The following is a 19216-nucleotide window of genomic DNA, read 5'->3' as shown; positions in this document are numbered from 1 at the left end:
CCCATATCGAATAAGGGAGTGCGGAGAGACGAAGTATGGCATCCGACGAAAACGACGCAATTCTCGACGCAGCCTTGGCCGTAGCGGGCGAAAAAGGCTGGCGGGCGATGGATCTCCACGACGTGGCGGAGCGCGCAGATCTGCCTGCCGCGGATCTTGAGCGCCGCTACCGGACCAAGCGGGCTTTGCTCGACGCGATCGCCGACCGGTTCGACAGGGAGGCGATAGCGGCCATCGACCCTGATGCGGATGATCCGGACCTGCCGGCGCCAGAGCGACTTTTTGACGCGCTGATGACCCGGATCGAACTGCTGCAGGAGAACCGTCCGGGCTACGTTGCGCTCCTCAAAGCGGCCTGTTCCGATCCTTGCATGGCTCTCGGCGGAGCGCCGCGGCTTCATTCGGCTATGGGGGACGTGTTGCACCGGAGCGGACTCGGGGCGCGGGGGCCGTTCGGATGCATTCGCCGTAAGGTGCTGGGGGCGCTCTATCTTTCCGTATTGAAGGTGTGGATGGAGGACGAGAGCGATGATCTCGGCCCGACCATGTCGACACTCGACGGCCGGTTGCGCAGGTTGGACGAATTCGTCGCTTCCATACCCTCGGGGCGCTGAATATCCCCTCGGGAAATTCGGTATTTCATGCAAGCGACGGTTTTGTTGCATTGCAACATGATGCTTGACATTTTCACTAAAAATCCCGATATATCGCGGATCACGCCGGGCGACAGTCGTGCTGCATTGCAGTAATTCATCGCAGGGTTAAGCTGCGGACTGCGCGCGATAGATGATCACCAAAGTGGAGACGTCCAATGGCCAAGCAAGAAAATCCCTTCTTCAATGTCGACTTCCAGAAAATCATGACCGATTTCAAGATGCCGGGCATCGACGCCGATGCGCTGATGAACGCCCAGCAGAAGAATATCGAGGCGATCACCAACGCCAATCAGCTCGCGGCGGAAGGCATGCAGGCCATCGGCAAGCGCCAGGCCGAGCTGTTCCAGCAGGCGGTTGAAGAGTCCCAGAAGGCCCTCGGGGATCTGATGTCCCAGGGCGCTCCGGAGGACCGCGTCGCCAAGCAGGCCGAAGCGGTCAAGAAGACGATCGAGCAGACCGTCTCCAACATGCGCGAGATTTCCGAGATGCTCGCCAAGTCGAACCAGGAAGCTTTCGACGTGCTGAACAAGCGCATCACCGAGAGCCTCGACGAACTGCAGAGCCTCGCGGGCAAGAAATAAGCTTTCCCCTTCCCGAGACCTGACCAAGAGCCGCCGGCATCTCCGATGCCGGCGGCTCTTTGTTTGTGCGGTATCGCGCCGGAACGGAAATCGGCTTCACGGCTTCGGACACGCGGCTTATGGTCCGTTTCCAAACGGGAGTAGAGCATGACGATTGAGTATTCGGATTTCCTCAAGGTCGATATCCGCGTCGGCACGGTCATCGATGCCGAACCCTATCCGGAGGCGCGCAAGCCGGCGATCAAGCTATGGGTCGATTTCGGCCCGGAAATCGGCACGCGGAAGACCTCGGCCCAGATCACCAAGCACTACACACCCGAAGAACTCAAGGGACGTCAGGTCGCGGGCGTGGTGAATTTCCCGGCGAAACAGATCGGCAAGTTCATGAGCGAATGCCTCGTCGTCGGCTTTCCGGACGAGGAGGGCGGCGTGGTATTGCTCGGCCCGGACCTGAAGGTGCCGAACGGCGGGCGGCTGTTCTAGACCGGGATCCGGATCCGAACCCTCAATCCGCCTAGCGGGGCTTCTTCAAGCCCGATCTCGCCACCGTGGCTGTGCACGATATCGCGCGCGATGGTGAGGCCGAGGCCCGTGCCGCCGGTCTCCGGGTTGCGCGAGGGATCACCGCGGTAGAACGGCTTGAAGACCCGGCCGCGATCCTCTTCCGGAATGCCGGGGCCGTCATCGTCGACAAAAATCTCGAACGCGTCTTCCGTCGCCTGCAGGGTGATCCGGACGGTCTTCGCATGCCGGCGGGCGTTGGAGACGAGGTTCGCCAGCGCCCGTTTCACCGATTGCGGTTTCAGCTCAAGCGGCGGAATGGGCGCGTCCGTCATTTCCAGTTCGAGCGGCATGCCCCCGCGGCGCTCACCCATCGCAAAATCCCCGAGCAGGGACTTTATGTCGGTCGTGACCGTCGCCTCGGTGCCTTCGCCGCGGGCGAAAGCGAGATAACCCTCGACCATCCGCTCCATGTCCTGCACGTCGGCCTGCAGTTCGCGCACCGCGGTGTCGTCGCCGAGCATGGCGAGCTGGAGCTTCATCCGGGTGAGCGGTGTGCGCAGATCGTGCGAGACCCCGCTCAGCATGTCCGTGCGCTGCTTGATCTGGCGCCGGATGCGGGCTCGCATCTGCTGGAAGGCTTCCGCCGCTTGGCGCACTTCCTTCGCGCCCTCCGGTTTGAACTCAGGCACTTCGCGCCCGAGACCGAACGCGCGTGCGGCGATCGCGAGACGGCGGATCGGGCGGATCTGGTTGCGCATGAAGATGAGCGCGATGGCGAAGAGGATCAGCGCGCTGCCCAGCATCCACATTACGAAGATGTAAGTCGTCGAGCTGTAGAGCCGCTTCTCGTGTGCCAGCACCTCAAGCACGCCGCCCGGGAGCTGCACCTCGATGGCGATTTGCCGCTCGCCGGCATCCGGGTCGACATTGAAGGGACGGCGGACATGTTCTTCCATGGAGCGACGCATCTGCCGCAGCGTCGGGTCGAAGAGCGGATCGCCGGTGCGGTTTTCCAGGATGGCACCGGCCCGGTAGGTCACGACCAGGCCGAGATTGAGCCGGGCCTTGCGGTCGATCCGGGCGAGGGCGACCGGGCTCGGATCCTCCTCGACCTCGGTCACCAGCATGGCGACCTCGCCGGCAAGGGACGTCGCCAGGCGCCGCACCATCGTGTCCCAGTGCCGGTCGTAGAAGACGAAGGTGGAGATCGCTTGCATCAGGATCAGCGGGGTCAGGAAGATCGCCAGCGCCCGGCCAAAGAGGGTCTTCGGCATATGGCGCTTCAGCCAGGACTGTTTGCGGGCGCGGGGTGGGTTTTCGGCAAGCGTTGCCATCAGGCGGACGGAGCTCTTTCTGTTCTCACCTTCCGGCGGAGCCGGATGCGGGCATGTTAGGGGAAATCGACCCGCTGGGATAGACGAGCGGCCGAAGCGCGATTCAGCTTCCGGCGGGGCCGGCTTTCAGGACATAGCCCTTGCCGCGCACGGTCTGCAGGAAGCGCGGATATTTCGGATCCTTCTCGATCTTGCGGCGGAGCCGGTTGATCTGCACGTCGACGGCCCGTTCGTGTCCGTTCACGGCGTTCCGCGCGACAAGGTCCTCACGGCTGAGGGTGCGGCCGGGCACCTGGGCGAAGCATCCGAGGAGCAGTGCTTCCGACTCGGTCAGGTGCACGGTCTCTCCGCTCTTGGTGAGCTCGTTGCGCGCACGGTCGTAGCTGTAGGGGCCGAAGGCGACCAGGCTCTGCTGCTCGGCGGTTTCCGGCACGGCGCGCGTGCGCCTCAGAATGGTGCGGATCCGCAGCAGCAGCTCGCGCGGCTCGAAGGGTTTGGTCAGGTAGTCGTCGGCGCCGGTCTCCAGCCCCTCGATCCGGTTTTCGACCTCTCCCATCGCGGTCAGGAGCAGGATCGGCAGTTCCCGTGTCTTGCGCAGCGAGCGGGTCAGATCGAACCCGGTCTCTCCCGGCATCATCACGTCGAGCACGATCAGATCGAATTCTATGGCGGCAAGCTTGCGCCGCGCGTCGGCGGCATCGCCGGCGGCGGTAACGCGAAAGCCGTTTTCGGAAAGGAAGCGCGTGAGCAGTTCGCGCAGTCGGCTGTCATCGTCGACGACGAGAATATGCGGGAGATCGTCCTCGGCGGCGGACATTGCCGCTAGCCTTTCCTGCGCCGGGGAACGGGCATGCTCGAGTTGACGATTTCGAACCGCTCCTGATCGACCGGATCGATGATGCCGCGGAGCACCTCGCGGAAACCCTGCACGGCCTCGGCTCCGGCGGCCCGGTAGGCGCGGGCGATGCGGGCGCGCTGATTTGCGGTTAGTTTTCGCTCCAGATCGATGCCCCTTTCCGTCAGGGTCAGCAGCTTTTTGCGCCGGTCGCCCTGGTCGGTCTGCTGGTTGATATAGCCTTCGTTCACGAGCTGGCTCAGCACCCGCGAGAGACTCTGTTTGGTGATCTTGAGGATCTTCAGAAGGTCGGTGACGGTGATTTCGGGATTGCGTCCGACGAAATAGATCACCCGGTGATGTGCCCGCCCAAGACCGAGTTCGCCGAGGATCGCGTCCGGCTCGCCGGTGAAGTCGCGATAGGCGAAAAACAGCATCTCTATGCCCTGTCGCAACTCCTCCTCCCTGAGGAAGAGCGGATTGGCCATACTTTTTACGTCAACCATGTTGACATATTTCCTTCTGAATGTTAGTTCTCGGCCCGTGTTTGGGTAACAATCTATCCAAAGCGCCCGTCAAGTTGAATAAATCGAACGGGTTAGGCTTTGGAGCTTGCCGGGATGAAACCTCATGAGCCTGCTTCCTTTTGACGATCGGGACGGCGCCATCTGGATGGATGGTGCACTTCTGGACTGGCGCGACGCCAAACTCCATGTGTTGAGCCACGGGCTGCATTATGCCAGTTCGGTCTTCGAGGGCGAACGGGTTTATAGCGGACGCATTTTCAAGTCCCGCGAGCATACCGAGCGCCTGCACCGCTCCGCCGAAATTCTCGGTTTCAAGATCCCCTACGACGTGGACGCGATCGAGGATGCCAAGCAGGCGGTGATCGACTCGATGGGTATCGTCGACGGTTATGTCCGTCCGGTCGCCTGGCGCGGCAGCGAGATGATGGGTGTGTCTGCGCAGCAGAACACCATTCACCTGGCCGTCGCCGCCTGGGAATGGCCGTCCTATTTCGACCCGGAAGCGAAGATGAAGGGGATCAATCTGGACATCGCCAAATGGCGCCGTCCGGCCCCCGACACCGCGCCGACCAACAGCAAGGCGGCCGGTCTCTACATGATCGCCACCATGTCCAAGCACGATGCCGAGGCGCGCGGTTTCCACGATGCGCTCATGCTCGATTATCGCGGCTATGTTGCGGAGGCAACCGGCGCCAACATCTTCTTCCTGATGGATGACGGCCGGCTGCACACGCCGAAGCCGGACTGCTTCCTCGACGGCATCACCCGCCGCACGGTGATCCAGCTCGCCAAGGATAATGGGTACGAGGTCGTCGAGCGGCATATCCGTCCCGAGGACATGACCCGCGCGACCGAGTGCTTCTTGACCGGCACCGCAGCCGAGGTGACGCCGGTTGGCAAGATCGGCACCTACGGTTTCACCCCGGGCGAGATGACCCGCACGCTGGTCGATGCCTACGAGGCGACGGTCCGCGCCCACGCGACCGGCGTCGCCGTCGCGGCCGAATAAACCCTCACACAAGCCGGTCCCGGACGAACGCTTCCGTTCCGTCCGGGCACTGGACCTCATTCCTGCAACGGGGGAAGCTTTCCGGATGAAAGCTTCCCCCGTTTGCATTTTCGACGGCGAAAACTGGGTTCCCGGTCCCCTCGCCAAAGGTCCGTTTCCTGGCCTGCATGGCGGTGTCTCCGGAGGGCTGCTCGCGGCCGAGATGGAGACGCGGGCGGTGGAACTGGGCGCGGGTGCCGGGCTGCAGATGTCGCTCTCCCTGTTGCGTCCGACACCTATGGAGCCGATTCATATCTCTGTGCGCACCCTGCGCCAGGGACGCCGGTCGCTCCAGCTCTCGGCCGAGTTGATGGCTGGCGGCAAGCTCTGCGCGACCGCCTCGGCTCTCTTTCTTGCCGAAGAGCCGCTTTCCTTCATTCCCGAACGCGATCTCCTCCCGGCCGAGGTCGGAGGTGCGCCCTTCCATGTCGGGCGTGTCACGGACGCGCCATGGTTTTTTGAGGCCTGCGAGATGCGGCGCGAGGAGAGCGGGCGGATCTGGATGCGCCACATAAATCCGGTGGTGGAAGATATGGGCGGCCTCTGCCGTGTGCTCTCGCTCGCCGACTGGGCGACGGGCCTCTCGCGCCCGGACTGGGTTGACGAGAACAATGTCATGTTCCCGAACCCGGAGATCACGATCCATCTGCAGCGCCCGATCGCGGGCGAGTGGCTCGCGGTGGATTCCGAGCCGCACTGGAACCCAAGCGGCCTCGGCATAACCACGAGCGATCTCTACGACACGTGCGGCTATCTCGGCCGCGCCACCCAGCCGGTGGTGCTGGCGGTGATGGAGTGATCAAACACCCAAGGGTCGTCATACCCACGCAAGTGGGGACCCAGAGAGCGTGGAGCTGTGCCCTGGATCTCTGGGTTCCCGCTTTCGCGGGAATGACAACTGAAGGGGTATGACGGGATGACGTTCCGCCGGACCGTCAGATGCAGACGCTCTCGAGCGGCGGCAGGCCGTTGAAGGCGACGGCGGAGTAGGTCGTCGTGTAGGCGCCGGTGCCGAGGATCCAGACCTTGTCGCCGGGCTGAAGGTCGGACGGCATCGGATACGGATTTTTCTCGTACATCACGTCGACGCTGTCGCAGGTCGGGCCGGCGAGCACGACCGGCTCCGGCGCGCCGTCGCGCAGGGTAACGATCTTGTAGCGGATGGCTTCGTCCATGGTCTCTGCAAGGCCGTTGAACTTGCCGATATCGAGATAGACCCAGCGCGGCGCGGCGCTGTCGTCCTTCTTGGAGACGAGCACGACTTCGGCCTGGATCACGCCCGCATCGCCGACAAGCCCACGGCCGGGCTCGATGATGAGATCGAGCGGACGGGTGCCGAATTGCTCGCGCACGGCGGCGATGACGACCGCGCCATATTCCAGCAGGTCGGTCGGAGTGCTGTTGTCGTAGGTCGCCGGCATACCGCCGCCGAGATTGATCATTCGCAGGCCGACGCCGGCGGCGTCGAGGCGCGCCATCAGGCGGCCGACATCGCCGAGGGCCTGGGCCCAGGCGCGCGGGTTCTTCTGCTGCGAGCCGACATGGAAGGAGACGCCGTATGCGTCCATGCCGCGGCGGTCGGCCTCGATCAGCAGGTCGCCGGCCATGGCGACCGAGCAGCCGAACTTGCGCGAGAGCGGCCAGTCGGCGCTGTCATTCTCGGCGAGGATGCGGCAGAAGAGCGACGCGCCGGGAGCGGAGCGTTCCAGCTTTTCAAGTTCGGCCATGCTGTCGAAGGCAAAGAGGCGGACGCCGTACTCGAAGGCCTGGCGGATGACGCGCTCCTTCTTGATCGTGTTGCCGAAGCTGATCCGGTTCGGGCTGACGCCGCGGGACAGCACCAGCTCGATCTCGCCGATGCTCGCGCAATCGAAGCATCCGCCGAGCGCGGCGACGCGATCGAGGATCTCCGGCGCCGGGTTCGCCTTGATGGCGTAGAAGATGTCGGCGCCGCGGAAGGCGGCGGCCAAGGTGTTGTAGCGGGCCTCGACCAGCTCCAGATCCACCGCGACGCGTGGGCCGTCGATCGCCTCGGCGGCGAAATAGTCGGCGAGGCGCGGCGATACCATGGAGACGGCACGCGCTACGGGCATACGCGCCGGCTCGACGAGCTGGATGGAGGAATTCTGGTTGTCGGAGTGCTGAACGGCGGCAACGCCGCGTTTCGGCTCAAGCATCGGTGCTTCCCTCTCGGAACCGGCCCGCATCGGACCTGAGTTACAAAAAGGACGCCTCGTCGTTGCTTAACCTGCTGGGGCTGTGATGCCTGGGCCAGTGGCACGTGCGCGCGTCGTGGGGCCCATATGACGGTTTCGACGGCGCAATGCAAGAAGTTTCATGCGCAAAAAATGCGCCTAGGAAGGATTGTGGGCCGCATGGACATCCCGGATGCGGGCGGCGGTCTCCGGCGTGAGTGCGCCGGTCAGGTCCGATGGGAGCCAACGCCTTTGAAACGCTAGCAAAATATTGCGCGCGCCCGCGTTCATGACCTGGGTCTCCGGCGCTGCATAGCCGATATGAGAAAGTAGCCGCATCGCCTCTTCGAACGCCATATCGGACCGGCTGGAGGGTGACGGCTCCGGCCAGAGACCGACGCCGGATTTCGCGAGTCCGGCCCAGTCGAACAGCTCGCCCGGATCTTCCTTGCGCTCCGGCGCCACGTCGGAATGGCCGAGCACCCGGGATTGCGGGATCTCGCGGCGCGCGATGATGTCCAGGGAAAGCGCGCTCAGGCTCTGCATCTGCGCTGGTGGGAATCGCCGGTAACCGAACTGATGGCCCGGATTGACCAGCTCGATCCCGATGGAGCGGGCATTGATGTCGCTCGCGCCGGCCCAGGAGGCAACGCCGGCATGCCAGGCGCGCTGTTCCTCGCCGACCAGGCGCCAGCAGGTGCCGTTCTCCTCGATCAGGTAGTGCGCGCTGACCTTGGCGGCGGAATCGGTGAGCCGCTCCAGCGCAGCCTCGGCGGTCCGCATACCGGTGTAGTGCAGCAGCAGAATATCGATCTGGGTTCCGTCCGGCCGCGCATCGCGGTTCGGGGAGGGGCGGTCGAATATCTCTGGCACGCCCGTCATCTCGTCCCTAACCCTCGGCCTCCACTTTCGCCTTCGCCTTGCCGCCCGTGGTGACGGCGCCGACACCGACGATTGTAAGCGCGGCGCCCGCGAGCTGGAAGGCGTCCATATGTTCCCCGAGGATGACGATTCCCGCACCGGCCCCGACCAGCGGGGCGAGGATGGTCAGGGGCATGGTCTGCGAGACGTCGTATTTCTGCAGGATCCGGTACCAGAGCCCGTAGCCGAAAATGGTGACGCCGAGCGCCATGTAGACCACACCGCCCCAACCGGCGAACCCGGCACTCTGCAGTGCTTCCCACTGGCCGTCCTCGATGGCGAAGGATGCGACGAGCATCATCGGAGCCGCCAGCACCGACATCCAGGCGTTCAGGACGAAGGGATTCACCGCGCCCATCCATTTCACCTGAATGTGGGCGAGCCCCCAGAGCAGGGCGGCGACGATGACGAGCCCGAGATGGAACAGGCTGCTCGAGGTCTTCGGTGCGCCTGCCAGCATGGCGACGCCGACGAAGGCTACGGCGATGCCGAGGATCTGTTTCCGGGTCGGCCGCTCGCGGAAGAAGAAGACCGCGAGAATTACGGCGAACGGCACCTGGATCTGAGCCGCGATCGCAGCGAGCGAGGCGTCGGTGCCCTGGAGGCCGGTGAACATGAAGGCGAAATGCAGCACCCCGAGGGTCATCGAAAGCGCGAAGATATGCGCGAATTTCATGCCCTGGGGCTTCAGGAAGGGGATGAGCAGGAGCGCGGTCAGGAGATAGCGCAGCCCGATCAGCATCATCGGTGGGAACTCGGCCATGGCGAGTTTGCCGAAGGCGAAGTTCATCCCCCAGACGACCATGACGATGACGCCGATCAGAATGTCGAGTGGCTTCATGAAGCGCGGGCTTTCTCCAGATTTTCGCGCATTTCCTCCAACTCAAGCCATTTCGTTTCGGCCTCGTCGAGTTCGGCCTGTGCCGTCTCGAGTCTCTTGCTCGCCTTCTGGAAGGCGTCCGGGTCGCGGGTGAAGAGATCCGGATCCGCGAGCCTGTCCGCTAATGCGGCGATTTCCGTTCCAAGCTTCTCGATCGTATTGGGAAGAATTTCCAGTGCCCGCTGATCCTTGTAGCTCAGTTTGGTCTTCGCCTGCGCCGGTTTCTCCGTCGCGGCGGCGGGTTTGCTGTCTTTCTTCTTCGGCGCGGATGCCGGCTCCGGCTCTTCCTGGCGGCGCAAAGCCGCGTAATCGCTGAAGCCACCGACGAATTCCTCGATCCTTCCATCGCCTTCGACCGCGATGACCGAGGTCACGACCCGGTCGAGGAAGTCGCGGTCATGGCTGACCAGGATGATGGTGCCTTCATATTCGGCAAGGACCTCCTGCAGGAGGTCGAGAGTTTCGATGTCGAGATCGTTGGTCGGTTCGTCGAGCACCAGCAAGTTGTGCGGCGCGGCGAACAGCTTGGCCAGCAGCAGACGGTTACGCTCGCCGCCGGAGAGGTTCTTCACGTGGGCGCGGGCCTGCCGTTCCTCGAACAGGAAGTCGCGGAGATAGGAGACGACGTGCTTCGGCTTGCCGTGGACGAAGATCGTGTCGCCGCCGCCCGGGCAGAGCGTCGACCAGAGCGTTGCCTCTCCGTCGAGCGCCTCGCGGTACTGGTCGAAATAGACCGCCTCGACACCGAAGCCGACGCGCACCCGGCCCTTGTCCGGTTTCTCTTCGCCGATCAGCATTTTCAGCAGCGTTGTCTTGCCCGCGCCGTTGGCGCCGACGAGCCCGATCCGGTCGCCGCGGCGCACGATTGTGGAGAAGTCCGTCGCGATCACCTTCTCGCCGCCGTCGGGTAATGCGAAGGCCTTGGAGATATGGTTCGCCTCGATCACCAGCTGGCCGCCCTGTTCGGCGTCGCCGACGCTCATATTGACGAGGCCCGGGCGCTTCATCCGTTCCGCCTTCTCGCGCCGCATCCCGAGCAGGGTGCGGACCCTTCCCATATTGCGCTTGCGCCGCGCGGTCAGGCCCTCGCGGAGCCAGCGGGTCTCCTCGGCGATCTGCTTGTCGAGCCGGCGCTGGGTTGCTTCCTCGTCGGCCAGTACCTTGTCCGCCCAGTCGGGAAAGGCGGCGAAGCCGTCGGAGTTCCGGCGCACTTCGCCCCGGTCGATCCAGTAGGTCCGGTTGGAGAGCTTGCCGAGAATCGTCCGGTCGTGGCTGATCAGCAGGATGCCGCCCTTGAAGCCGGCGAGCTCGTCTTCGAGCCATTCGATGGTCGGCAGATCGAGGTGGTTGGTCGGCTCGTCCAGCAGCAGCACGTCCGGTTCGGAAACAAGGGCGCGGGCGAGTGCGACCCGGCGGGATTCTCCGCCGGAGAGTCCGTCCGTCGTGCGCTCTCCGTCGATCCCGAGATGCGCCATGATCGCATCGACGAGATATTCCGCAGGATGCTCGCCCGGCGCCGATGCGAGGCCGCCCGCGACATGGTCCCGGATTGGAACTCCCTTCGGCAGTGGCGGGTCCTGCGGCAGGTAGGCGATCTTGGCGCCCGGCTGGACGAAGCGTTCGCCCTGGTCGAGATCGACCATGCCGGCGAGGCACTTGAGCAGCGTCGACTTGCCGGAACCATTGCGTCCGACAAGGCAGATGCGCTCGCCCTTGGCGACTGTTACGTCAGCATTCTCGAAGAGCACGCGCTCGCCCAATGTCAGGCGCGCGCCCCGAAGTGCCACGAGCGGCGGGGCGGAAGAGGCTCGGGCCATGGATCAGCTCATGCCGCGTTGCTTGGTGATGCGGTCGTAAGCCGCATTGATGGCGGCCATCTTCTCCGTTGCGGCGGCGACGAATTCCTCCGGCAAGCCCTCGGCGATCAGCCGGTCCGGATGATGTTCGCGGATCAAGGTGCGATAGACCCGCTTCACTTCGGCGTCCTCCGCGTCGTGGGCAATGCCGAGCACGCTGTAGGGGTCCTCCGCGTCCTTGTCGCCCGCGACCGCGCGGATGCGCTGGAAGGCCGTCTCGTCGAAACCGAAGATCTCGGCGAGGCGCTCCAGATAGGCGAGTTCGTTCTGGTGGATGACTCCGTCCGCTTTCGCGATATGGAAAAGGCTCAGGAGCAGTTCTTCAAGCACCGGCGAGCCGGGATTGAAGAGGCGTGCGATCTGCTGTGCATAGATCTCAAATCCGGCGACGTCCCGCCGCGCCATGTCCCAGACCCGGCCGACATTGCGCACCTCTTCGGGCGGGATATGGAAGACTTCGCGGAAGGCGGCGATTTCGTCGCGCGTGACCACGCCGTCCGCCTTGGCCATCTTCGCACTCAGCACGACGACGCCGATGGTGAAGGCGATCTTCTTGGTCGCCGCCTGCTCGTCCTTGTCGTCTTTCGGCGCGTCGGCGCTGGCGAAACGGTCCACGGCATGGCCCGCCGTCGCGCCGAGCATCGCGCCGATCGGCCCACCCAGCGCGAGACCGGCCGCGCCCCCGATGATTTTACCCCAGATACTCACGTTCGACGCTCGGTTGCCAAGACAGTGCGAAATTGGAACACAGGTGGAACATGTCGGCTGAGGCCCTTTCCGTCAACAGCCAGTCGTGGAGGCCAGCCTTGCTGTGGCGACGGCCTCTTGCTGGCGTGCGTCAAGCGGGAGTAGGTTGCCGGCAACGCCAAAGAATCCAGTCGAATACGGAGGCCGCCAAGATGGATGTGAAGGCAGATCGCGTGGATGAGAAGACCCGCGGGGCGGCGCTCGATGCGTTGAAGCAGATTTTCGGAGACCGTTTCACGACCGCCGAGGCGGTGCGCGAGCAGCACGGCAAGGACGAGAGCTATCATACGCCCATGGCCCCGGACGCTGTCGTGTTCGCCGAGACCGAAGACGAGATCGCCCAGGCCGTCACCGTGTGCAACCGGCTCGGTTTCCCGGTCATCCCGTTCGGCACCGGAACCTCGCTGGAAGGGCATGTCGCGGCGATGAAAGGCGGGGTGACGATCGATACCTCGCTGATGGACCGCATTCTTTCCGTCAATGCCGAGGACCTCGACGTCGTCGTGCAGCCGGGCGTCACCCGCAAGCAGCTGAACGAGCATCTGCGCGATACAGGTCTGTTCTTCCCGATCGATCCAGGCGCCGACGCGTCGATCGGCGGCATGACCGCGACCCGTGCCTCGGGCACCAACGCGGTGCGCTACGGGACCATGCGCGAGAACGTGCTGTCGCTCCGCGTCGTCACGCCGACAGGCGAGGTGATCCGCACCTCCCGGCGCGCCCGTAAGAGCTCGGCCGGCTATGATCTGACGCGGCTTTTTGTCGGCTCCGAAGGAACGCTCGGCATCATTACCGAGATCACGCTGAAGGTTTACGGTATTCCGGAAGCAATTTCGTCCGCGGTCTGCCAGTTCGAGGACTTGGAAGGCGCGGTCGACTCGGTGATCACCACGATCCACGCGGGTGTGCCGGTGGCGCGCATGGAGTTGCTCGACGAAGTGCAGATGGGGGCCTGCATCGATTATTCGAAACTTGAAGGCTACGAGGCGAAGCCGACCATCTTCTTCGAGTTTCACGGCAGCGAAGCCGGGGTGAAAGAACAGGCCGAAACGGTCGAGGCGATCGCCGCGGAATTTGGCGGCTCTTCTTTCCAATGGGCAACCCGGACCGAGGATCGCAACGTACTCTGGCAGGCGCGACATGACGCCTATTACGCCGCGCTCGCCCAGCGTCCGGGCGCGCAAGGCTGGCCGACCGACGTTTGCGTTCCGGTCTCGCGGCTTGCCGAGTGCATTCTCGAGACCAAGAAAGATCTGGAAGAGACCGGCCTCTACGCGCCACTGGTGGGACATGTCGGTGACGGCAATTTCCACCTCGTCTATATCATTGACCTGGACAATCCGGACGAGATGGGCCGGGCGAAGGCGCATAGCGAGCGCATGGTGCGACGCGCCCTGGCGATGGACGGCACCTGTACCGGCGAGCACGGCGTCGGCTACGGGAAGATGCCCTATCTCGAAGAGGAGCACGGAGCGGCGCTCAACCTGATGCGTTCGGTCAAGCAGGCAATCGACCCGAACAACATCATGAACCCCGGCAAGATCGTCAGGGTCTGAGCGACGGGCTTATAACGCCGCGGCGTCGCTGAGACTGTCGTCGTTTTCCCGTTCTGGGTAAGCGCGAACCCGCTCGGCAGGGAGGTGAATGCGGACGCGGGTCCAGGATCCCTGTTCGCTTTCCACCGTGATTTCGCCGCCGTGGAGCTCGGTGAGATTGCGGGCGAGGGACAGGCCGAGCCCGACGCCGCCATAGCGGCGCGACAGGGCCTGCTCGGCCTGTTGGAATGGCTCCATCACCCGCTGAATGTCCTGCTGCGAGATTCCGACACCGGTGTCCATCACCTCAATGTCGATCCCGCCTTTCCCTGCAAGGGCCGCGCGCATCGTGATTTCGCCGCCGGACGGGGTGAATTTCACGGAGTTGATCAGCAGGTTGATCAGGACCTGACGAAGCCGGGTCTCGTCCCCGTAAAGCGCCGGCAGGTCTTCCTGGATGTCGAGGGTCAGGCTGAGATTGGCTTCGGTGACCCGGTCGCCGAGCATGCGGGCGCAGGAGCGCAGCATCTGGCGGATATCGATCACGCTTTCGTCCAGTTTTACGAAGCCCGCCTCGATCCGGGAAATGTCCAGCAGGTCGTTCAGGACCGTAAGAAGATGCTTTCCGGTCTCGTTGATGTCGTTGGCGTAATCGAGATAGCGCTCGTTCTCCATCTTGCCGAACAACTGGCCGGTGAGAATTTCGGAGAAGCCGATGATCGCATTGAGCGGAGTGCGGAGCTCGTGGCTCATGTTCGCGAGGAACGCACTCTTGGTCCGGTTGGCGAGATCCGCTTCGTTGATCGCCCGGAGCAACTGGTTCCGGCGCTCATACTCTTCCGTAACGTCCGAGCCGATGCCGCGATAGCCGGTCAGGACACCGTCATCGAAAATCGGCGTGCCGCTGATGCGCTCGTAGCGCCGCTCCCCGCCGGACCCGATACGCGCATATTCGAAGTTCCGGAACGGGGCACGTGCCTCGAGCTGCGCGCGATGGTTCTCCCAGTCGGTGGCGTTCGAAACGTTCCAGTCGAGATCCTGATAGTCGAGATGAGAGGTCCCGAGGCGCGAGGCGGCCGTGTCTCCGGTCACGGCCTCGAAGCGGTCCGACAGTTCGGTCAGACGCATGTTCTCGTCCGACTCCCAGAACCAGTCCGACGAGATTGCCGCGATGTCGCGGAACCGGCGCTCGCTCTGTTTCAAGGCGATGCGTGCCCGCCTGCGGTAGAGGTGGTTGACGACCAGCATCGCGATAAGCGCGCTCTGGAACAGAATGAACAGCGCGCCGATCCAGATGACCTGAACGTCGAGCCCTGCAATCTTCGTGACGTCGTTGAAGCGTCTCGAGCCTTTCGGAATTCCGTCGCTGTTCAGGCCGAACTTCCTGACGGCTTCCATGTCGACATAGGTGACGTTCGGGCTCTCGATCTGTACCGCGATCTCGCTTATGGGCGTTCCTGTGAGGATTCGGGCTGCCATGCCCGCGGATGCCCTGCCCTGTTCGTAATGGCTGACAACACGCCCGCCGGCCGGACCGTCCCCCGGAACGAACGGCATCGGGTGAAAGAACGGCGCCCTCAGGTTCGCGTTGATCATGTCGAAGACCTGGGAACGCGACCGGGAGCGACCGGTATAATCCCGGAAGGCGGAGAGCAGGAGCACGGGCTGGTCCGGCTCCAGAACCCCGAGTGCAAGCGCGAGGTCTTCGTGGGTCATGCTTTCGAGCGAAAGGGGCACGATCTCGAATGGCATGTCCGTGCTTGGGATCTTCTCCATCTGGACAAGATTCAGGCGGCCTGTAGGAGTCGCGTCGCCGATGACATAGAGCCGTTTCGACGACGGTATCAGGTCCTTGATCAGGCGAACCGTATCGGACAGGGACAGGATCTCGACAACACCCGTGAATTGCGGATCGCCGTCCAGGGACTTCGCCTTCTCGACATTGTTCACGCTGTGAAAGACGATCGGCAGCCCCTTGAACAGGCCGTCCCGTTCCTGAATGGCGAAATCCAGCGCATTGTCGTCACCGATGATGACGAGATCGTAAGGTTCGACGGCGTCGAGTTTCGCTTGCAGGCTTTCCTTGAACACCCGGCCGTAAATGGCGGAGCCAAGGCGTTTGGTGTCCATGAACTCCACATCGATAAGTGGCTGTGTCCCTCCCTGAAGGAACTCTTCGAAGCCTGCGCGAATTCCCTCTATCTGCTTGGGGACGCTATGAAATCCTAGGTGATAGGAGCTGACAAACAGGACCCGCTTATCGGCGAGCATGGCCTCCGCGCGGGCAGGGCCGAGCGCTGCCGTCGCGGCAATTGCCGCCAGCAGAAGGAATGCGAACCTGAGGATACGTCCGCGCATTCGATGCCCTTCTGTTGTCCTTTGCGCGAGCAGGTTCCGCGCTCCGGTCACTCGACCGGTCGCTTAACAATCCTCGGTTAATGTTAAGAAATTGCTTACGCTTCTCTGAAGGCTTCCATCACCTTGCCGCAGAAGCCGTCGAACGCATCGCGTTCGATCCAGCGCACGACGGCGACCAGGTCGAGTTCCGGGTCGATCCAGATGACGTTCGAGCCCTTCCCTTTGGCGAAATAGCTGGAGCGTGGGGCGGAGGGCGCACTGCCGCCGGCGCCGTTCAGCCACCAGAGATAGCCGTAATCGTCATTGATCGGACAGGGCGTTGTCGCGGCCTCGATATAAGCTTTCGAGACCAACCGCTTGCCGCTCCAGGTGCCGCCGCGCGCCATCATCAGGCCGGTGAGCGCCTGGTCGCGGGAGCTGATGAACATGCCGCCGCCCCAGTGCGAACCGCCGGAGACGGACTGGATGCGTTTGCCGTCGATCTCGACCCAGGAATTCTCGTAGCCGTGCCATTCCCAATCGGACGAGGCGCCGATCGGGGCCATGATCTTTTCCTTGAGAACCTCCGGCAGCGGACGCTTCCAGACCCGGAGCAGGGCCAGCGCGAGGCGGTTCACGCGGACGTCGTTATATTCCCAGAAGGTACCCGGCGCCTGCATGTCGCGGGCCTTGCCCTTCATGGTGCCTTCGCCGGCCGAGGCGTCGAGATCGCGGTTGTGGTCGATCCAGTCCGGCTTGCTCCACAGTGTGCCTTCCCATTCGCTGGTCTGTTGCAGCAACTGCGCCCAGGTGATCTCCCTGTTCTGGTCGCTATCGAAGCCGCCATCGTCGACCAGTTCTGCGACGGGACGGTCGAAGCTCGGGATCAGGCCTTCGTCCAGTGCGAGGCCGGCGCAGAGCGAGAGATAGCTCTTGGCGATGCTGAACGTGATGTCCGGGCGCTGTGTGTCGCCCCATTCGTGCACGATCTTTCCGCCGCGGACGATCAGTCCGTGCGGATCCTCGCGCGGCCGGGTGATGCCGATGACGTCGCGCAGCCCTTCCGGTTCCCCGAAAAGATCGTTGTCGAGAGCCTTGCGCACGTCACGGTCCATTTGGGATTCATTGGCGACCGCAAAGTCGCTCGCGGCTTTCAGACCGTCGGCGTCGAAGCCGGCATCGCGCGGGTCGATACGATCCCAGGAAGTGCTGGAGGCGGGAAAATACTGTGTCATCTCGATCTCTGAGCTAGCGCGGCGGGAGGCGCGACAGTAGCGCCGCTCCGGAGAAGCGGTCCAGACTTGCATTCCGATCAGGCGCAATCGCAGACTGGAACGAAAGCAGCCGGAGGAGAGAACGATGGGCATGTCGGAGCAGGACCTGAAGGCGATGCAGGCGCCGCGATATACAGGAGTGCCGACCTTCATGCGCATGCCCTACCGGGAAAGCGCCGCCGGTCTCGACATCGCATTGATCGGAGTGCCTTATGACGGTGGCGTCACCAACCGTCCCGGCGCCCGTCACGGTCCGCGGGAGATCCGCAATCAAAGCAGCCTGATGCGGACCATCAACCAGGCGACCGGTGTCTCGCCCTATGAGCTCTGCGATATCGCGGATGTGGGCGATGCGGTCGTCGAAAGGCCGTTCCAGCTCGAGCAGGCGCACGAGCAGATACAGGCATGGTATGAAAAATTGGCGGCGACCGGCGCCGTTCCTCTCAGCGCCGGCGGCGATCATTCGATCACGCTGCCGATCCTGCGTGTGCTCGGACGCGATCGGCCGGTCGGGCTGATCCAGATCGATGCCCATTGCGATACCGGCGACGATTATCTCGGCTCGCGTTTCCATCACGGCTCGCCTTTCTCTCGTGCGGTGGATGAGGGCGTACTGGACCCGAAGCGCTGCGTGCAGATCGGCATCCGCGGCGGTATCAACGGTCGGGATCAGTGGGCCTTCAGCTATGAGCACGGGATGCGGGTCATCCAGATGCACGAGGCGCACGAGATGGGGCTCGACGCGGTGATCGCGGAGGCGCGCCGGGTGGTCGGCGACGGGCCGACCTATTTCACCTTCGATATCGACGGGATCGACCCGGCCTATGCGCCAGGTACGGGAACGCCGGAAATCGGGGGCTTCACCGCGCTGGAGGCGCAGCTTCTGGTCCGCGGCATGAGCGGGGTGAACCTTGTCGGCGCCGACATCGTCGAGGTCGCCCCGCCTTTCGACCCGAGCGGCATCACCGCTCTCACCGGTGCGACGATCATGTTCGAGCTTCTCTGCATCCTCGCCGAAGCGGTCGCCGCCCGAAAGGGCTGAGCCAATGTGGTGGCACCCGTTTTCTCGGTTGTCGTTTGTGGTTTTGGGGCTCGCATGGAGTGCCCTTGCGAGTGCCGGTGAGACGGGGCACTGGGTATATCTGGCCAATGCGCGGCTCAATACGGGCGCGGTACCCGAACTGCATTTTGCGCCCTGGCCGGTGGACCGGACCGCTGCCGTTTATGTGCGAACCGGCGCCGGACGGGTGGTGGCCCTGGATCTGAAAGACGGCCCGGTGCTCCGTGTCCGTTCGGGACCGGAGCGCCGATTCTGGGTCGGTGGAAGTTCAGGCTACTTCGCGGTTCCCCGCAGCGGAAAATCCGTCGACCGTGAGGCGCTGATCGTGTTGGTCGTGGCCGGTGCCGTGCCGGACCTGGGCGGTCTCGCGCCGATTGCACGCGCGCTGGTGCCGGACAACGCACCGCAGGTCGACCTGTTTTTCCGCAGGCTTGCGAAGGCGTCCTGGATCGCGGATGTGGAGACTCACATCGTCCCATATGAGATCTCGGCGGAGCGGAACACCTCAGAGACAGTCAGGATCTGGGAGGAAGGTAGGAAAGTATTGGTCTCGTTTTCCGGCTTCCCGCTCGACAGGGTTCTCAGCGTTGCGGATATCCTGTCGGTCGAGACCGGTGGTGTCCCCGCGCCGGTATTTCCGGTCCGCCTCGAGGGAGCGGGCCGGGTGGAAATGCGTGTCGGCACGGTGCTCGGCGCGGATCATATCGCCAGCCTTCTGGAAGCCATCGTCGCGGATCTCGATGCGGTAAGCTCGCCGGTTGCCATCACGTCGGCCCCCGGAAAAGTCAGCGTCACCGCGGAGTACCGGTCTCCGGACTAGCCCGGGCCAGAGAGCCGTTGCGGGACGCGATCAAATCACCGAAGATGAACACGTAAAGCATGAAAAAATAATAATATATTCATCAAAGGGTGATGTCCGGAGGTGA

18 protein-coding genes are annotated in these 19216 nt (G+C 63.5%); 8 read left to right on the top strand and 10 right to left on the bottom strand.

The features are described 5' to 3' along the window. Positions 1 to 35 precede the first annotated feature (35 nt). The 3 genes from NUH88_RS06080 to NUH88_RS06070 all read left to right on the top strand — a co-directional run bounded on the left by NUH88_RS06080 (position 36) and on the right by NUH88_RS06070 (position 1720). Positions 36 to 614, top strand: coding sequence for a TetR/AcrR family transcriptional regulator (locus NUH88_RS06080; RefSeq protein ID WP_257770642.1), 579 nt, complete (start codon positions 36 to 38; stop codon positions 612 to 614). A 197-nt stretch (positions 615 to 811) separates the two neighbouring features. Next, entirely contained in the window at positions 812 to 1237 is a 426-nt protein-coding gene (locus NUH88_RS06075) for a phasin family protein (RefSeq protein ID WP_257770640.1), read from the top strand. Between the two features lie 147 nt (positions 1238 to 1384). Then, positions 1385 to 1720 carry a tRNA-binding protein gene (locus tag NUH88_RS06070; RefSeq protein WP_257770639.1) on the top strand — a complete coding sequence of 112 codons (336 nt, stop codon included), beginning with the start codon at positions 1385 to 1387 and terminating at the stop codon, positions 1718 to 1720. Here the strand turns inward: NUH88_RS06070 and NUH88_RS06065 are convergent. From NUH88_RS06065 to NUH88_RS06055, 3 genes are all read right to left on the bottom strand, one after another. Next, positions 1717 to 3075, bottom strand: a complete 1359-nt coding sequence (locus NUH88_RS06065) for an ATP-binding protein (RefSeq protein ID WP_257770637.1) — start codon at positions 3073 to 3075, stop codon at positions 1717 to 1719. The genes NUH88_RS06070 and NUH88_RS06065 overlap by 4 nt on opposite strands. 103 nt (positions 3076 to 3178) lie before the next feature. Then, on the bottom strand, positions 3179 to 3892 hold the full coding sequence (locus tag NUH88_RS06060; protein ID WP_257770635.1) for a response regulator: 714 nt from the start codon (positions 3890 to 3892) through the stop codon (positions 3179 to 3181). A gap of 5 nt (positions 3893 to 3897) precedes the next feature. Beyond that, entirely contained in the window at positions 3898 to 4416 is a 519-nt protein-coding gene (locus NUH88_RS06055; RefSeq protein ID WP_257770633.1) for a MarR family winged helix-turn-helix transcriptional regulator, read from the bottom strand. 124 nt (positions 4417 to 4540) lie between these two features. Here NUH88_RS06055 and NUH88_RS06050 point away from each other — a divergent pair, with 124 nt between their 5' ends. Further along, positions 4541 to 5446 (top strand): branched-chain amino acid aminotransferase, encoded by a 906-nt coding sequence (locus NUH88_RS06050; protein WP_257770631.1) that lies wholly within the window; start codon positions 4541 to 4543, stop codon positions 5444 to 5446. A gap of 85 nt (positions 5447 to 5531) precedes the next feature. Then, positions 5532 to 6284 (top strand): thioesterase family protein, encoded by a 753-nt coding sequence (locus NUH88_RS06045; protein ID WP_257770630.1) that lies wholly within the window; start codon positions 5532 to 5534, stop codon positions 6282 to 6284. Between the two features lie 136 nt (positions 6285 to 6420). Here NUH88_RS06045 and NUH88_RS06040 read toward each other — a convergent pair whose 3' ends face one another. The 5 genes from NUH88_RS06040 to NUH88_RS06020 all read right to left on the bottom strand — a co-directional run bounded on the left by NUH88_RS06040 (position 6421) and on the right by NUH88_RS06020 (position 12045). Then, positions 6421 to 7554 (bottom strand): type III PLP-dependent enzyme, encoded by a 1134-nt coding sequence (locus NUH88_RS06040; RefSeq protein WP_257772153.1) that lies wholly within the window; start codon positions 7552 to 7554, stop codon positions 6421 to 6423. Positions 7555 to 7839: 285 nt separating this feature from the next. Next, positions 7840 to 8562, bottom strand: a complete 723-nt coding sequence (locus tag NUH88_RS06035) for an N-acetylmuramoyl-L-alanine amidase (protein WP_257770629.1) — start codon at positions 8560 to 8562, stop codon at positions 7840 to 7842. A 7-nt stretch (positions 8563 to 8569) separates the two neighbouring features. Continuing rightward, entirely contained in the window at positions 8570 to 9442 is an 873-nt protein-coding gene (locus NUH88_RS06030; RefSeq protein ID WP_257770628.1) for a DMT family transporter, read from the bottom strand. After that, complete coding sequence (locus NUH88_RS06025; RefSeq protein WP_257770626.1) at positions 9439 to 11298, bottom strand: ATP-binding cassette domain-containing protein; 1860 nt, start codon at positions 11296 to 11298, stop codon at positions 9439 to 9441. The genes NUH88_RS06030 and NUH88_RS06025 overlap by 4 nt, the downstream gene beginning before the upstream one ends. A gap of 3 nt (positions 11299 to 11301) precedes the next feature. Then, on the bottom strand, positions 11302 to 12045 hold the full coding sequence (locus tag NUH88_RS06020; protein WP_257770624.1) for a TerB family tellurite resistance protein: 744 nt from the start codon (positions 12043 to 12045) through the stop codon (positions 11302 to 11304). A gap of 191 nt (positions 12046 to 12236) precedes the next feature. Here NUH88_RS06020 and NUH88_RS06015 point away from each other — a divergent pair, with 191 nt between their 5' ends. Further along, complete coding sequence (locus NUH88_RS06015; RefSeq protein ID WP_257770622.1) at positions 12237 to 13640, top strand: FAD-binding oxidoreductase; 1404 nt, start codon at positions 12237 to 12239, stop codon at positions 13638 to 13640. 9 nt (positions 13641 to 13649) lie between these two features. Here NUH88_RS06015 and NUH88_RS06010 read toward each other — a convergent pair whose 3' ends face one another. Both NUH88_RS06010 and NUH88_RS06005 read right to left on the bottom strand, forming a co-directional pair. After that, entirely contained in the window at positions 13650 to 15977 is a 2328-nt protein-coding gene (locus NUH88_RS06010; protein ID WP_257770620.1) for a sensor histidine kinase, read from the bottom strand. A 95-nt stretch (positions 15978 to 16072) separates the two neighbouring features. After that, a complete protein-coding gene (locus tag NUH88_RS06005) occupies positions 16073 to 17191 on the bottom strand; it encodes a serine hydrolase domain-containing protein (RefSeq protein ID WP_257770618.1) in 1119 nt (372 codons plus the stop codon). A gap of 130 nt (positions 17192 to 17321) precedes the next feature. Here NUH88_RS06005 and speB point away from each other — a divergent pair, with 130 nt between their 5' ends. Next, complete coding sequence (gene speB / locus NUH88_RS06000) at positions 17322 to 18272, top strand: agmatinase (RefSeq protein WP_257770617.1); 951 nt, start codon at positions 17322 to 17324, stop codon at positions 18270 to 18272. Between the two features lie 37 nt (positions 18273 to 18309). Continuing rightward, complete coding sequence (locus tag NUH88_RS05995; protein WP_257770616.1) at positions 18310 to 19110, top strand: hypothetical protein; 801 nt, start codon at positions 18310 to 18312, stop codon at positions 19108 to 19110. Positions 19111 to 19216: the final 106 nt, after the last annotated feature.

The organism is Nisaea acidiphila (assembly GCF_024662015.1).
GTDB lineage: Bacteria > Pseudomonadota > Alphaproteobacteria > Thalassobaculales > Thalassobaculaceae > Nisaea > Nisaea acidiphila.
This window is presented reverse-complemented; position numbering and strand designations above follow the sequence as displayed.